This window comes from Tildeniella sp. (assembly GCF_059505325.1).
Window position 1 is genome coordinate 196,695 of record NZ_JCACKI010000064.1, and the last position, 15,612, is coordinate 212,306.

Consider the following 15,612-nt stretch of genomic DNA (forward strand, 5'->3'; position numbering starts at 1 on the left):
GGAGAAGTGCTTCTGCGTTCTATGGATTTACTGGTGTTGTCGGTACAACGACTGATCCTGGAGTTGGTGATGGAGTGGGCGATGGTAGGGGTGTTGGCGATGAAGTGGGCGATGGTAGGGGGATCGGTGTTGGCGATGGTAAGGGTGTTGGCGATGAAGTGGGCGATGGTAGAGGTATCGGTGTTGGTGTCGGTATTGGCGATGGTAAGGGTGTTGGCGATGAAGTGGGCGATGGTGTCGGTGTCGGTGTTGTCGGCGGCTCTGTGGCGGGTGGTGTCGGTGCTATGGGCGATGGTGTTTCAGTAGGCGTTTGGGAACCGACGAACACAACATAGGGAGACGGAATAGCAGGCAGTTGACCCGCATCCGCCAGCGCTTGATAAACGAAGGCAGCAACTTCGGCTCTAGTGGCTGGACGAGTCGGATTTAGCTCTTTGACGCGAGGGTAGTTAACGACCAAACGACGATCGGTAGCCGCCGCGATCGCGCCATTCGCCCAACTCGGAATTTGTGCTGCATCCTGATAAAAGGACAGGGCATCCGTGGTGGTACTGCTTAGCTTCAGACCACTCGCTAGTGAAACCAGCGACTCTACGCGGGGAATTTGTTGGTTCGGCTTAAATGTGCTGTCTGGGTAGCCTGACATAAACCCCTTTTGATACGCCGTCTGAATGGCTTGAGCACCCCAGAAATTCGGTTGAATATCCTTGAAAGTGATACCAGCACGTTGCGATTCCAAAGCGGCAAAGGCTTTACTGACGATCGCGGCAAACTGCACTCGTGTTACTGGCTCATCAGGACGGAACGTTCCATCTTCAAACCCACTGATGATTTTTTGGGCAGATAATGCGTCAATGTAGTTCTTTGCCCAACTCGACTGCGTATCGACAAACGCCGTCAGCTTAATGCTAGAGGGAATTGTCTCGCTGGTTAGATAAACAAAGCTCAGCACGTTGCCATCTTTATCAGTGCGCTTGGTCAACCGCCACTCAGGGTTGAGGTTAATTTTGGCAAAGGCACCAGCAGGCGGCAGACCGTTTGTTCTACCAATTTCGATCGGCGGTGCATCACGATTGGTCAAGTCAACTGCAAGCAAGACCAAATCATTGTCACGTCTGAGCACACTGAGCTGCAAGAGCAAGCCAAAGTCTCGATCAGCCAGACGGACAGAATAACCGTTGCTATCGTTGCTACGCCCGCAAATGCGCGTAAAGTCAAAAGTCAGCAGCAGTGGATCGATGATAGTTGGGTTAGAGCCACTTTCACTCCAGCAGAGACGCTGATCAGAAAGCTGCTCCAAAATCAAAAGCTGATAAGCGTTAGTGCTGTAAGGAGAAGCCACAACGACAAATTTGCCAGGGTCAACTTCTGTTTGTCCAAACACTGCCGCGATCGCCGTTTTTGCCGGATGTAGCAGGCTAAGAGACGTAATGCCCAGAGCCGCCACTAGAGATGCAAGGCGAGATTGTGTTAAAGCTGCCATACCTGTAAGCCTATTTGTGTAAAAGCATTAGAGAGACCAACGGTCAGTTGAACAGCATATCAACCGATCGTGACAGGATGGCTGCTGCTCTCAATTGCTGCGGAACTCGATTAGACGCAGAATCCGCTCAATAGTGCCATTTGCGTTTGTATAAACACTTGTATAAACACGTGGATCTTACGCGATGTGCAACTAATTCGCCCTCATCCCCACCCTTCTCCCTGGGGAGAAGGGCTTCCAGACCGTTCCGGTTCCCTCTCCCGATGGGAGAGGGCTAGGGTGAGGGCAGTTTTGGCAAGCTTTTCAGGAAAGTCGCACATCGCGTGGCTCTTTGAAAATGAGAAAACTTTGAGATTAGAAAAGCTTATCTCAGCAACGCCATTGCGAGTTTGCAAGCACAAGCTTGGTAGGAAATGGCTCAATGTCCCTTTAGACAGTCACTTTACATTTCTATTTGCTTGAAGATTAAGGATTATTCAATAGCTGGTTGTCAGATGTTAATGAGCGATCGCACAAATTTTCTCCGTTCAAGAGGATTTAGTTAAGAAAAGGTTATCGCTCATAGCAATTAACATAAATTTTTCTGAAAAGCGTTCGGACTAGTGCTATGACCTGTTGTATTGATTTGCTGTCAGTCTTGCACACAGCCACGCACTAGGAGTTGTTTTCATGCCCCCCCTCTCCAAACGAATCGCGATCGGGGTTACCTGCCTCTCGATCGGCGCTACATCAGCATTTTTTGTTAAAACGATTCATGCCCAGGTGCCGCCATCGGGCACTTTTACAGCGACACAAGCCTGTCCTGCAACCCAAGCCATTAACGGCAAAAATCCTGGCAGCGTTCAGCTTACAGTAGGCACGAGCTATACCGCTGTTGGCTTCAACAGTCCGCAGCGGAAGTTTGTCTTTGTAACAGTGCCAGGAGCAACACCCGAACGACGCTGGGTGAGTGCAACCTGTGGTGACTTTCAAGCCAGTGACGGCAGCCCTGTAACGCCTTCCCCATCGCCCGATGCGTCACCTGATACGTCGCCTACGCCAGAACCCGCGAACCCATCAAATTCATCACTGCTGCCGTTTTTTGATACAGAGACGAATCCGGTTGCAGTGGACTTTCCCAGAGATGAACAGAAGGACATTTCGCCGCGTCCGCCGGAGCTGAATGATTTCGATCGCAAGGTTCTGGCACTTTGCGGCGCTGGATTTGATGCTCCTGTGAGCGACACCAAATTTCGGCAGTTGATGACGTTTTATCCCGATGTCGTTCGCAAGCTCAAGCAGGCAACGGGTGGTGAGCTAAAGCCCAATCGCAACTCCGACAGCCAGTTTTTAGATGATTTAACCGCCATCTGGTTTGAGCAGAAGGGCTTTAAGCACATTTTTTGCGGCGAGAAGGATGGCAAGAGCATCGGCGGGCTGCATTTTGTCGGTCGTTACCTGGAGTTGCAGCAGAACGGCATCGGTGGGCGCATTCTCCGCACTGGCAATGGCAGAAAGGCAACGCAAGAAGTGGTAGATGGTGAAATTTACACCTTTGGTGTGGCGATCGTGCAAAACGGTCGAGTGATTGTAGACAATCCCATCAAAGGTTATCCCTACACGCTTAACGCCCAGGAAACTCTGCTGGAAGGCACACGCGGGTTCAAGCTGTTCAAGTCCAACTCTAAAGAATCGAAGGGTTGTCTGCTGACGATCGCCGTACCAGGCACGGCACCGTATCAAGCCGTGTTTGTCAAAAAAGCAGGTGCCATTCGCACGTTTTACCCCGATGCTACGCCCGACACCAACCGCAATGCACCGTGTGACCAACCTACCCGGTAAAAAGCCATGCGAAAAAAAGAGACGAACGGCGCGATCGCAGTCCAGGCGATCGCAGGCTCCTATGTTGTCCTTCTGGGCATTGATTTAGCAGAATCGAGTAGTGCGGGTGTGCTGGGGTTTGCGATCGAGCGCATCGATCACACCGAAGACGAACGCTACTGGCTCAGGGGCTTTCGCACCTTTGAGGAAACCGATCCCAGCTTGCCGCCTGGTAGCCTTGTTTCGTCTCTAGAACATCCTATTCAGGCGTTTTTGTGGGGCGACTTCACCGCCAAGCCCAACCACGACTACACCTATCGCATCGTCGCACTGCGCGGCAAACCCAGGAAGCTAGAGCAGAGCGACACGGTAGAAGTCAAGGTTGAGACTGAGGATGAAACGGTTGGCACCCATACGGTGTACTTCAACCGGGGGGTGGCAGGGTCACAGGCATACGCCCGCAAGTTCAAAAATGTGTCGCCCGACAAAGTGCCTAAAGGCAAAGCCTGGGAATGGCTGTCTCGTGGGCTGGTCGAAGCGCTGCTGGCTTTTATCAAGCAGGCGAACGGTCGTCAGTATGAACTGCGGGCAGCGCTGTATGAATTTCAGTACTTGCCCGTCTTACAAGCGTTTGGTGCCGCAAAAAAAACGGGAGCCGCCGTCAAAATCATCGTCGATGCCAAGCCAAATAGCCAGAACTATCCTAACCAGGCAAACCAGGCGGCGATCGCCGAAGCCAACATCGAAGCCCTCACCATTCCTCGCACCACGAACCCCAGCTACATCGCCCACAACAAGTTCATCATCTTGCTCAAAGACGGCAAACCCCTTCAGGTCTGGACGGGTTCCACTAACATCACCGATGGCGGCATCTTTGGACATTCCAATGTGGGGCATGTTGTGCGCGACGCGACTGTTGCTGCCAGTTACCTCACCTACTGGGAACAACTTAGCCAGGATCCCACGGCTGCCAAACTGCGCCCCTGGAATGATGAGCAAACACCTGTTCCAACTGAGTTGCCACCCACTGCAACGACCACCATCTTCAGTCCCCGTGGCTCACTTGAAGCTCTGGAATGGTACGCCGATCGCATGGAAGCAGCAAACACAGCGGTATTCCTCACGGCTGCGTTTGGCGTGAATGATTTGCTGGCGGCAGTGTTGGCGAAAGACAAAGACTACTTGCGCTATGTTTTGCTTGAAAAAGAAGACGGCAACGTGGAAAGTTTGCGCCGTGACCCGGATAATCGCATTGCTGCGGGAGCCGCTGCCAAAGGTAGTGCCTTCGATCGCTTCCTCAAAGAAAAAACGACGGGACTCAACACCCACGTCAGGTACATTCACACCAAATATATGTTGATCGATCCCCTTAGTGATGATGCGATCGTCATTACAGGTTCCGCCAATTTCAGCAATGCCTCAACCAAGAACAACGACGAGAATATGCTGATCATTCGGGGCGATCGGCGTGTAGCTGACATTTACCTGGGCGAATTCATGCGGCTTTTCATTCACTACTACGCCCGCTATGTCGCCACAATGCAAACGACAGAACCCGACGAAGTGCGATCGTTTCACCTCAAACCCAACGACTCCTGGCTCAAAGGCTACTACAAACCAGGGTCACCTAAGCAAAAAGAACGCCTGTATTTCGCGGGTTGAAACATCGGGTTTCCACCTCAACTAACCACAAGGAACTTCGATTCAATCGCACTCGCTCACCTATAGGTTTTTTAGCAGTTTGTCGTAGTTGCTGTGTGAACCAATCCAAAACCATACGATAGTGTCTGGATTTTTTAAGACCCCTACGGCACGCCAGCCGATCCCCGCTCTTACTGAGTAAATAGGCTGTTTTGTGTTGAGCTTCTTAAACTCTAAGCTTGGGTGGTTAGGGTTTTGCTTCCAAAGCTTGTAGTTTTTTCGTGATGTTTTTTGAACCCTTTCGGGCAGCTTGGCAAAATATTGAACAAACTCATCCGTCAACTCCGACTTCAGAGGCTGTTTGAAAAGTGTCTGGCGGTTAAAACCGCGACTACATCAACAAAGTCCGCCTGCGCGGACTACCTCAGCACGAGGGTTTTGGAACCTGCGTAGGCAGGTTTTGTGCGTGTAGCCGCGACTTCAGTCGCCAGAGCTACACGCATCTTGACTTTTAAAACATCCTCTCATAGCTCGTCAAAGCCCTTTAACTGAGTCTTACCCTGTAGAGAATTGCTCAGTGCCTGCTCTGCCAGAGCGTCCAGCAACGGACTCTGGGGTTGAGCTAATTGTTTTTGCCATTTCCATTCGTTCTCAATATCGTCAATTAATTGTTCAGCAAGCTCATCTTGTAAATGCTCCGGTAAGTCTTGTGCCTTCCTAAATGCTTCTGTCAGTAGATTAGTCATACGTTAGTAATGCTTCAGAGGCTATTTCTCACTAAATTAGCATTGTGCATTGCAACATGAGATTCGCTTCCAGCACATTGCTTTTATTTGAATGTCCTTACTGACGCGGCGCGATCGCACCACGCTTACTCTCAGCTCACTGCTACTGTAAGTTTGCTACGCTGATATGCATTGACAGTAGAACAGGTGTTTGTCATGTCTTTGGTTCAGGTGTCTTCTGTGCAAGATTCAGCGATCGCACTACCAGATCCGGACGTGCTGCTGCCGCCTTGCGATCTGTACAGCGACGAGCCACCAGTGGAAACTGACCTTCATTTTCAGCAAATCGTGCTGTTTTTAGAATGCCTCAACTGGCTGTGGCGCGATCGCACTGACTTCTACGCCAGCGCCAACAGCACGATTTACTTTAGCGAAAAACAACTCCGCAACCGAGACTTTCGCGGACCCGATTTCTTTGTCGTCTTAGGTGTAGAACGCAGACCGCGTAAAAGCTGGGTCGTCTGGGCAGAAGACGGCAGAACACCCAGCGTGATTATTGAAGTACTGTCTGAAAGTACAGCAGATGTTGATCGAGGCTTGAAGAAACAGCTTTATCAAGATGTGCTCAAAGTCTACGACTACTTCTGGTTTGATCCCAACAGCCTCGAATTTGCAGGCTTCTCCCTAGTCAACGGTCAATATCAGCCGCTTCAGCCCAACGCGCAAGGGCAACTTTGGAGCCAGCAGCTACAGTTATTTTTGGGTCTTCACGAAGGCAAGCTGCGTTACTTTACACTCGAAGGTGACCTAGTTCCCTCGCCCACTGAAGCTGCTTTATCCTCACAGCAACGCGCCGATAGCCTAGCCGCCAAACTACGCGAACTCAACATCGATCCAGATACCCTCTAAGCACTACTCCTCACTCCTTACCCCTCACTCCTCTCCTCCCATGTCCGACCCCTACTCTCAACCAAACCGCGAATGGTGGGCACAGCGCTGGATTGATGTCCTGGAATCGTTCGGCTGGGTGCGACGGTTGGCGCGTGCCCGTACCTACGCCCGTGAAGGCAATGTCCTCAATATTGATTTCAAGGGATCAAAAGTCGCTGCGAGAGTGCAAGGTACAGCGCCAGAACCCTACAAGGTTTCCCTATCGCTCGATCCCTTTGGGGATGATCAGTGGGGCTACGTGATTGAGTCGATGGCACAGCAGGCGATTTTTTCTGCCAAACTCTTGGCGGGAGAGATGCCCCAAAATATTGAGGAAGTCTTCACCGCAAACGGTTTAAGCCTTTTTCCCTTTACCAAATTTGATATTCACAGCAAATGCTCCTGCCCTGATCCGGCAAACCCTTGTAAGCATATCGGGGCTGTGTATTATTTGTTGGGCGATCGCTTCAGCGAAGACCCATTCGTGCTATTTCAGCTACGCGGTCGCACCAAAGCGCAAATCATCGAAGCCCTCCGGCAAATTAGAAGTGCAGGCAGTGAGGACAATGGAGCAGACACTACTCACGACGAACGTAGCGCGCCCCAGTTTACAGAAGAGCGTCAATCACCCGAAACGATACCGTTGTCGATCGATCGCTTCTGGCACTACACAGAGCAGCTAGAGTCGTCGCTAGTCGTCATTGCACCGCCGCCTACCAGTGAGACAGTCTTAGATGTGCTCGGCTCCGTACCGTTGAGGGTTGAGTCCATCGCTGAGGCTGCGATCGCCCAAACCGATGCACAAGCGGTTACAGACTACCTTAAAATCGTTTACCAAGCAGCTAGCCAGCAAGCAATCCTGGCGGCAATGCGGACGGAAGGCGCAACATAAGCGTTTGGAGCATCAGGTATGAGTGAGTGAAGCCTCTGTGGGAATGCAGAGTAAGTTGTCTCCCTGAGTGCGGATCATGCCGCGCTGACGGAGTTTGCCCATCAGTCGAGTCACGGTGACACGGGTTGAGCCGATCGCGCTACCGATCTGGGCATGGGTCAACGGAAACGGAAGGCAATAGCCTTGTTCAGTCGGTTCACCATACTCTTCAATCAGCAACGTGAGAAAGCCAAGCAAGCGATCGATCGTCCGCCGTTGCCCCAGCGTACTAAGCCAAAGCAGCTTGCGTTGATGCTGATAACGAAAGGCATCTAGTACCTCTCGACGAAAATGGGGCCAGTTATCCAAATCATGCCAATACATCCACAGCACCGATGTCTGGTCAACATGGGCATAGCTTTGGAGGGTAAAAGGCGATTGAGCGACGATTTCAAACGGTTGCCCTGCTCCAACAAAGCCTAGAAAGGCTTCTTCTGGGCTGATGCGCGGGAGACGTGATGAGGTACTGCTGCCGATCGCATTGACTTGAGCGCTACCGACTAAACGCACAGCACCTCGCTGTACTAAGTAAACAAGTCCAGGTCGTGTTGGCAGTTTCTCATCTTTAGTAAATGTGCGAACACGGTAATGCTCCTGAGACCAATCAATAATCCGCTGCCAGGTGAGAAACGGACGCGATGCCTCTGAATTGGATGTTACTGAGTACATAGGCTACAGGCTGTAGGATTTACTAGGAATAGCAGGGAAGACGTAAAATTACTCACTGCAACTAGAACGTCAGACTCTACGCCTTGAGCCGAAGTCAGGGCACAACGACAGAAAGGTACTATTAGTCTACATTCACATTTCTCTTGTGGCTTCCGCAAGTACATTGGATACATTAATTAAACTAATAACTCTACCTTAGTCATCGAAGTGCTGTTGCGATCGTCGTGTCACTCAGGAATCTGACCATCAATGTTGTCTCCAACGCCCTTGCTGCGAGTAAGAAGGCAACGTCAGTAAGCAACCTGAATGATCAGTGGCTCATTTGAAGCACGGAGTTGGAAAGAGAACTGGCAAACATTGAGCTACTTTTGCGATGTTATCACTGCTACGCATGAGCCTGTATCAAGCGCTCTGCCGCTGGAGCGCCTCTACGGAAGCAATGGGGGGCAGTGTACCAGCGGCTCAAGCGATACCGCTCAAGCGTTTTGGCAAGACAACACCGCTGGTCTACACTTGCGCGATCGCGCATCGTTTAGCGCTTCAGTCGCAACATGCTGCCGCCATTGCCGCTCAATTAGTTGACCTGTTGCTACAAGCTTCACCTGATGATGTTGCAGTGCCGCCAGGAGTCTCTGTTCAAGCAACCGGAGCAGGCTTGATTCATTTTGAGGTGGGCGATCGCGCGATCGCCGCGTGGCTCGATCAACTTCTTGTCAATGCGCTACCTCAACGGACATTGCCGTCAGCGCCACTGGCTGTAAGCGAACGGCAGACCATGCTGCACTCAGCGGCAATTTTTGAAGCGCAATATGCTCATGCTCGTTGCTCTTCACTCTTACGGCTAGCCCATCATGAGGGGTTGATTAGGCTAGAGAGACTTGAGGAATCGCCATTTTATTGGCGCTTCAGCAGCCCCATCCCGTTTCCCTGGCTTACATCTGCTGCTCAGCTTTCCCTGCATCACTCAGCCGATCGTTACTTGCTTGTGCAGTTATTTGAGGCACTCGATCGCGTTGATGACCCATCCCAAAAACGAACCATAGCCACACTAGCGCGATCGGCACAAGCTGTATCACAGGCTTTTCAGACCTTTCATCGCGTACATCCACTGTGGGATCAGACTGAGCAAAAGCCTGTACTAACGGCTCAATTAGGATTGCTAATGGCAACCCAGCGCGTTCTGTTCTTGCTCCTGGCGGACGGACTGCATCTCTGTCCCGCGATCGAGCTTTAAGAGGGTGTTTGAGAAGCAAAGAGAGGAGAGATTATTGATCAAGCGCAACAAAAGGACTGCCGAACCAAAAGGACTTTAAAACCTGCCTCAGCAGGGTATAGCCCTTTGGGCATGGCTGCGCTAGCGTTGGTGTAGCCGCGACTTCAGTCGCCAACGCTACAAGGAATCGGACTGTTAAAACATCCTCTTAAAGCTGGTGACAAGACTCGAACTTGCGACCGGCTGATTACAAATCAGCTGCTCTACCAACTGAGCTACACCAGCGTTCTATCCATACGGCATGATAGCAAACTTTATTGCCCTCCTGCGGTGGATCGCCAGCTCTAGAGCAATACTTTAGACTCAACATCGGTAGAGCGTTTAACCATTATCAGCGTCTAATGGATGTCGAGTAACGTCTAGAAGCCACGAACTTGGGGCAATTGTCTAAACAGTGTTGTTGGGATGATAAGCTAGCAAATGCAATCAAGATGCCAGGAAGAAGCTTAAATGACCGGGTCAACCCAGGTTCCCTATTTGCTACGTGCCGCCCGTGGTGAAATGTTAGCGCGTCCTCCCGTTTGGATGATGCGGCAAGCGGGACGCTACATGAAAGCCTATCGGGATCTACGGGAGAAGTATCCGTCGTTTCGCGATCGCTCAGAAATTCCCGAAGTTGCGATCGAGATTTCCTTGCAGCCTTGGAGAGCCTTTCGTCCGGATGGAGTCATTTTGTTTTCGGATATTGTGACTCCGCTGCCCGGTCTGGGCATCGACATGGATATTGCTGAAGGCAAAGGTCCGATTATTGCCGATCCGATTCGTACAGAAGCACAGATCAACGCGTTGCACGCACTGGAACCTGAAGCGTCTTTGCCCTTCATCAAGCCAATTTTGCAAGCGCTACGGGCAGAAGTGGGGAATCAATCCACGGTGTTGGGGTTTGTGGGCGCACCCTGGACGCTGGCAGCGTATGCAGTCGAAGGCAAAGGATCGAAAACCTATTCTGTGATCAAGCAGATGGCGTTCTCAAACCCTACTGTGCTACACCAACTGTTGGCAAAGTTAGCGGATGCGATCGCCATCTATGCCCGGTATCAAATTGACTGTGGCGCTCAAGTGGTGCAGATGTTTGACTCGTGGGCAGGTCAACTCAGCCCGCAAGATTACGATACCTTTGCATTGCCCTATCAGCAGCAGGTTTTTCGCCAAATCAAAGCAACCCACCCCGATACGCCATTAATTCTACTGGTGAGTGAGAGTGGCGGTCTCTTAGAACGCATGGCGCAGTCTGGAGCAGACATTCTGACGATCGATTGGACGGTGGACATGGCGGATGCACGAGCTAGACTGGGTAAAGACATCATTGTGCAAGGCAATCTTGATCCAGGTGTTTTGTTCGGTTCTAAAGAATTCATTCGTGATCGTATTCTCGACACAATCCGTAAAGCTGGCAACGGAAAGCACATCCTGAATCTAGGGCATGGTATTCTACCGAACACGCCTGAAGAAAACGCTGCCTTCTTTTTTGAAATTGGCAAACAGGCTGATCAATTGTTAGCCGTTCATGCTTAACCCCGATGACGCTTAAGCGGATTTTTGTGACTGGTGCCAGTGGCTGTATTGGTCACTACGTTGTCGAAGCTCTGATTCAAGAAACTAACCACGAGCTTTTTTTGCTGGTGCGGAATCCAGACAAGTTAAAGTTTGATTACCGTGCTCGTCCTGGCATCACGATCCTTCAGGCGGATATGCGTGAGATCGACCGCTTTAGCGACCTGCTGAAAACGATCGATTGTGCAGTGCTGATTGCAACTGCTTGGGGTGGCACGCAGGAGGTTTACGATGTGAATGTCGTCAAAACACTCCGCCTTTTGAGCCTGCTAGACCCAACTGTCTGCCAGCAGGCAATCTATTTTGCCACTGCCAGCATTTTAGACCGCAATAACGAGCCACTCAAAGAAGCAGAGACGATCGGAACCGACTACATTCGCTCTAAGTACGCCTGTTTCCGGCAACTTGGCAAACTGAAAATTGCCCCCCGCATTACAACGCTGTTTCCCACACTGCTGCTGGGTGGTGATGCTCACAAACCGCAATCGCACGTTTCGTCGGGTGTTGTGCAGGTCGCTAACTGGGCGGGTCTACTGCGATTCCTTAAAGCCGAGGGTAGCTTCCATTTTATTCATGGAAAAGACATTGCTCAGATCGTACGTCATTTAGTGGATCATCCTCCAGCAGACGGTGAAAGCCGAGAATTGGTGTTGGGCAATCAAATGATGACGGTGAATGGAGCGATCGAAGAAACCTGTTTTTACCTCAATAAGCGCATTTATTTCCGCATTCCCCTCACACCAGGGCTTGCCAATGTGCTCATTACACTCTTCCGTATCAAAATGGCTGCATGGGATCGCTTTTCGATGCACTACCGCCACTTTACACATCGTTATGTGGTTAGCCCAGAAGTCTTCGGTCTGCCCACTTACTGTGCCACGTTTACCGATGTTTTGAAGCTCAGCGGAGTTCAACGACGTTAGCAACAAAGTGATGCACTCTAAATCTGCTGACGGTGAATCTGCCGATAGTGATCGCGATCGCCTACTTCTGAATAAAAGCAGCATTCCAGGCGCAGTTACTCTGCCCTAACCACACCGCGAAACATATGCATGCCACAGGTGAAACTGTATTCGCCTGGTTTGTTGGGGGTAAATTCGATCGCCGTTACCTGATTCAAGGCAAGATCAGCGGCAATCCGAAAATCGGGCAGCAGGATTTTCTCCAGGCAACTGCTGGGATCTCTGCGAAAAAAGTTGAGTTGCACAGGCTGTCCAGCTTTTACCACCACTTGACTAGGTAGATAACCCCCGTCTACTTGAATGGTTAGCATTTGCACGCCCTCGTCTAGAGTGGATTGTTTCGCTTTTGGCTGGCTCAGGAGAAACCACCAAAGCTCCAGCCCAATCAGGAACAGTCCGCCTGTCACGACACCGAGCTTGACCTCTAACGGTTGCTCAAGCCGTTCAAATTTTTCCTGAGAGGCTGGATGTTGCATAGGCATCTCGGCAGCGACGAGTCCAGATGCTGTCCCTAAAAGTAGCCCCACGATCGCACAACTGCCTCCGATCTTACGTTTGTGCCGCATTGATGCACTCCTTTGTTTTGAAACACTGGTTTGAAACAAGCTATGTCAACGGTTTGGGATGAAAGTGCCGCAGTCGTAAAGCATTGGTCACAACGGAAAGGGAACTGAGTGCCATTGCGGCTCCAGCGAAGATAGGACTGAGCAACCAGCCAAACACGGGATACAGAATGCCAGCCGCGATCGGAATGCCAGCCGCGTTGTAGATAAAGGCAAAGAAGAGATTTTGGCGAATGTTGCGCATGGTGGCGCGGGAGAGTTGGATCGCGGTGACGATCCCCTGCAAGTCGCCAGCGATGAGCGTGATATCGCTGGCAGCGATCGCCACATCAGTGCCAGTGCCAAGGGCAATGCCCACTTGAGCTTGAGCCAACGCAGGCGCATCATTAATGCCATCCCCCACCATTGCCACGATTTTGCCTTCTGCCTGGAGCTTGTCGATCTGAGCTACTTTCTGGTCGGGTCGCACCTCTGCAAACACGCGATCGATACCGACTTCACGGGCGATTGCCTCGGCAGTCTGACGGTTGTCGCCAGTCAGCATGACCACTTCTAAGCCCAAACGCTGTAAGGCTCGTACTGCTTGAGCCGATGATGGTTTAAGGGCATCGGCAATCCCCATCAAGCCCTGAGCACCATCAATGGCGATGAGAATGGCAGTCTTGCCTGAAGACTCTAAACGTTCCCTGTCTTGTTGTAATGCCTGGGTATCAATGCCTAATTCTTGCAGCCAGCGCTGAGTGCCGATGTGGATCACTGTGTTTGACACCCTGCCTTGCACGCCACTACCCGCGATCGCCTCGAAGTCTTGCACGTCGATGAGCGTGACTTCTTGAGACTGAGCATAGCGGACGACTGCTTCAGCCAACGGATGTTCAGAATTGCGTTCAACCGAGGCTGCTAGTTGCAAAAGCTTGAGTTCATTCTCAGGGGCGTTGCCTACAGTTGTGATGAAATCTGTGACGGTGGGTTGACCTTGCGTCAGAGTGCCCGTTTTGTCAAGGACGATCGTCTGAAGCTGGTGTGCCAGTTCCAGACTTTCTGCCCCTTTGATCAAGATGCCATGCTCTGCCCCTTTCCCTGTGGCTACCATGACGGATGTCGGCGTTGCCAAGCCGAGCGCACAGGGACAGGCAATAATCAGCACTTCCACCATCGTAATCAGCGCCAGGGTGATGTTCCCCACGACTGTGAACCAGATGATAAAAGTGGCGATCGCAATGGCAATGACAGCAGGTACAAACCAGCCTGTCACCTGATCTGCCAGTCGTTGAATCGGTGCTTTCGACCCTTGCGCCTGCTGCACCAACCTGACGATTTGTGCCAGGAAGGTGTCTCGACCGACGCGCGTTGCCCGAAGCTTAAAGCTCCCTGTTTGGTTGATCGTGGCTCCAATCACTTCATCGCCAGCCTGCTTTTTGACCGCAACACTTTCCCCAGACACCATTGACTCGTCGATCGTGGAAATGCCTTCGATGATTTCGCCATCAACCGGAATCTTTTCGCCGGGACGCACGACCACAACGTCGTTTAGCTGCACGTCGGCGATCGATACTGCCATTTCTTGCCCATCGCGAATGATGCGGGCATCTTTCGCTTGTAGACCGATCAGTTTGCGAATTGCGTCAGAGGTTTGCCCTCTCGCACGGTGCTCAAACAAGCGTCCGAGCAGAATCAGCGTGACGACGATCGCGGCTGTCTCGTAGTAAACACTGGGCATCAACCCCTGAGCCGTGAAAAAGTCTGGATTAACAGTGGCAAACAGTGAGTAGAAATAAGCCGCGCTGGTGCCCAACGCGATCAACGTGTCCATCGTGGCAGTGTGGCGCTTCAACGCTTTCCAGCCGTTAATGTAGAATGAGCCGCCACACCAGAATTGCACTGGAGCCGTAAGCATTGCCTGTAGCCAAAAATTGTGCAGCCAGGTTGGTATGAATGGCAGACTCAGCCCGGTCATCATTGGCAATGACCCAAGCAGCAATACCGCACTGATGCTTCCTCCTACCCACACTTTGCGGATGAGCGACTGGGATTCTGCTAGCTGCGTTGCTGTTGCAGCATCGTCCTCGCCCGTTGCCATTGCCGTTTCTTGCAGTGAGAAAGCAGCATAACCCGCTTCACTGACAGCGTGTTGGATCGCTTCTAAATCTGCGCGTTGCGAGTCATACGTTACAGTTGCCTGTTCCGCACCAAAGTTCACGCTGGCGACGGTCACTCCTGGCACAGTCCGAATAGCTGACTCAATATTGTTGGCGCAAGCGACACAACTCATGCCCCTCAGTTTCAGTATGGTCGTTTCCACAGTTAACCGCAGTGATAGAGATTAAGCAACGGTGTATCCGGCGGCAACGATCGCCTGTCTTACGGTCGCTTCAGGCTGTTGGGTTTCAATTTTGGCGTGCTTTGTTTTGGGGTCTGCCTCCACTTTTGCTACCGGGTCGATCGCCATTACAGCATTGGTGACCGTGGTTACACAGGCAGAACACGCCAGATCGGGAATCTTAAATTCGAGAGCCATACAGTCACTGCTTCAATTACGTTCTGCTTCTATTTTGGAGTCTCCAGTTCACTAGAGAGTCAAGCGTGATCCTCCGATGCGATCGGTCGCTACTCCCAAACGGTGACCGTTTCAAACGTACCAGCCGATTGCAGGGTTCGGCATGAATGAATGCTTCAACGCAAGTACAGTCATTAGGAGTCTGATTTGCGTTCTGCTTTGCCTTCAAGGCGAAACAGCCAAACCATCAACGCGATGACTCCAATCTGTACAGCTAAATTGGGCAAGATCGTACCAACATCTTGTCCAGCAAGCAGTTGTGTGAAGAAAATGAACGCACCGATCGCTCCAGAAGCAGCAAAGCCCACATAAACAAATTTTCGCAAACTGCGATAAGGAGCCTGCGCCTCTGCTTTCAAGAAGGCATATTTTTCAGGGTCTGTTTGCTTGAGCGTGAGACGCTTTTCAGCCCCATCCGATCGCTTGTTTGTCATTTGCTCTCTCAATCCTTGCAAGCCTTATACTCTTTACCCTACACCCCATACGCTGTGAAAACGCCAAGCCTGTTATACTGATCCATTGTT

At 51.3% G+C, this 15,612-nt stretch carries 15 protein-coding genes and 1 tRNA gene; 7 read left to right on the top strand and 9 right to left on the bottom strand.

Annotated elements, in window-relative coordinates; all coding sequences use genetic code 11:
* Positions 1-19: 19 nt before the first annotated feature.
* Positions 20-1,483: a DUF3747 domain-containing protein gene (locus AC5JO6_RS22125; RefSeq protein WP_496083200.1), complete on the bottom strand. Its 1,464-nt coding sequence runs from the start codon at positions 1,481-1,483 to the stop codon at positions 20-22.
* Positions 1,484-2,152: 669 nt separating this feature from the next.
* Between AC5JO6_RS22125 and AC5JO6_RS22130 the strand changes: the two genes are divergently transcribed.
* Positions 2,153-3,304: an EndoU domain-containing protein gene (locus AC5JO6_RS22130; RefSeq protein WP_496083201.1), complete on the top strand. Its 1,152-nt coding sequence runs from the start codon at positions 2,153-2,155 to the stop codon at positions 3,302-3,304.
* Between the two features lie 6 nt (positions 3,305-3,310).
* Positions 3,311-4,945 (top strand): phospholipase D-like domain-containing protein, encoded by a 1,635-nt coding sequence (locus AC5JO6_RS22135; RefSeq protein ID WP_496083202.1) that lies wholly within the window; start codon positions 3,311-3,313, stop codon positions 4,943-4,945.
* Positions 4,946-5,005: 60 nt separating this feature from the next.
* On the opposite strand, the gene AC5JO6_RS22140 is transcribed toward AC5JO6_RS22135, so the two are convergent.
* Positions 5,006-5,278, bottom strand: coding sequence for a ParE family toxin-like protein (locus tag AC5JO6_RS22140; protein ID WP_496083317.1), 273 nt, complete (start codon positions 5,276-5,278; stop codon positions 5,006-5,008).
* A gap of 170 nt (positions 5,279-5,448) precedes the next feature.
* Entirely contained in the window at positions 5,449-5,670 is a 222-nt protein-coding gene (locus AC5JO6_RS22145) for a hypothetical protein (RefSeq protein ID WP_496083203.1), read from the bottom strand.
* Between the two features lie 195 nt (positions 5,671-5,865).
* On the opposite strand from AC5JO6_RS22145, the gene AC5JO6_RS22150 reads away from it, so the two are divergent.
* Positions 5,866-6,558, top strand: coding sequence for a Uma2 family endonuclease (locus AC5JO6_RS22150; protein WP_496083204.1), 693 nt, complete (start codon positions 5,866-5,868; stop codon positions 6,556-6,558).
* A 40-nt stretch (positions 6,559-6,598) separates the two neighbouring features.
* Positions 6,599-7,471, top strand: a complete 873-nt coding sequence (locus tag AC5JO6_RS22155) for an SWIM zinc finger family protein (protein WP_496083205.1) — start codon at positions 6,599-6,601, stop codon at positions 7,469-7,471.
* A 12-nt stretch (positions 7,472-7,483) separates the two neighbouring features.
* Here AC5JO6_RS22155 and AC5JO6_RS22160 read toward each other — a convergent pair whose 3' ends face one another.
* Positions 7,484-8,179: a Crp/Fnr family transcriptional regulator gene (locus tag AC5JO6_RS22160; RefSeq protein ID WP_496083206.1), complete on the bottom strand. Its 696-nt coding sequence runs from the start codon at positions 8,177-8,179 to the stop codon at positions 7,484-7,486.
* A gap of 373 nt (positions 8,180-8,552) precedes the next feature.
* Here AC5JO6_RS22160 and AC5JO6_RS22165 point away from each other — a divergent pair, with 373 nt between their 5' ends.
* On the top strand, positions 8,553-9,413 hold the full coding sequence (locus AC5JO6_RS22165) for a DALR anticodon-binding domain-containing protein (RefSeq protein WP_496083207.1): 861 nt from the start codon (positions 8,553-8,555) through the stop codon (positions 9,411-9,413).
* A 191-nt stretch (positions 9,414-9,604) separates the two neighbouring features.
* Here AC5JO6_RS22165 and AC5JO6_RS22170 read toward each other — a convergent pair.
* Positions 9,605-9,677, bottom strand: a tRNA-Thr gene (locus AC5JO6_RS22170).
* A 225-nt stretch (positions 9,678-9,902) separates the two neighbouring features.
* Here AC5JO6_RS22170 and hemE point away from each other — a divergent pair.
* Together hemE and AC5JO6_RS22180 are read left to right on the top strand one after the other, a co-directional pair.
* Positions 9,903-10,967 (top strand): uroporphyrinogen decarboxylase, encoded by a 1,065-nt coding sequence (hemE, locus tag AC5JO6_RS22175; RefSeq protein ID WP_496083208.1) that lies wholly within the window; start codon positions 9,903-9,905, stop codon positions 10,965-10,967.
* A gap of 5 nt (positions 10,968-10,972) precedes the next feature.
* Positions 10,973-11,929: an NAD-dependent epimerase/dehydratase family protein gene (locus tag AC5JO6_RS22180; RefSeq protein WP_496083209.1), complete on the top strand. Its 957-nt coding sequence runs from the start codon at positions 10,973-10,975 to the stop codon at positions 11,927-11,929.
* A 95-nt stretch (positions 11,930-12,024) separates the two neighbouring features.
* Here AC5JO6_RS22180 and AC5JO6_RS22185 read toward each other — a convergent pair whose 3' ends face one another.
* The 4 genes from AC5JO6_RS22185 to AC5JO6_RS22200 form a co-directional block, all read right to left on the bottom strand.
* A complete protein-coding gene (locus AC5JO6_RS22185) occupies positions 12,025-12,534 on the bottom strand; it encodes a cupredoxin domain-containing protein (protein ID WP_496083210.1) in 510 nt (169 codons plus the stop codon).
* Positions 12,535-12,574: 40 nt separating this feature from the next.
* Positions 12,575-14,833: a heavy metal translocating P-type ATPase gene (locus tag AC5JO6_RS22190; RefSeq protein WP_496083211.1), complete on the bottom strand. Its 2,259-nt coding sequence runs from the start codon at positions 14,831-14,833 to the stop codon at positions 12,575-12,577.
* A 21-nt stretch (positions 14,834-14,854) separates the two neighbouring features.
* The gene (locus AC5JO6_RS22195; protein ID WP_496083212.1) at positions 14,855-15,049 is read right to left on the bottom strand and encodes a heavy-metal-associated domain-containing protein; all 195 of its coding nucleotides are present in this window, start codon (positions 15,047-15,049) and stop codon (positions 14,855-14,857) included.
* A gap of 173 nt (positions 15,050-15,222) precedes the next feature.
* A complete protein-coding gene (locus tag AC5JO6_RS22200) occupies positions 15,223-15,522 on the bottom strand; it encodes a DUF3493 domain-containing protein (protein ID WP_496083213.1) in 300 nt (99 codons plus the stop codon).
* Positions 15,523-15,612: the final 90 nt, after the last annotated feature.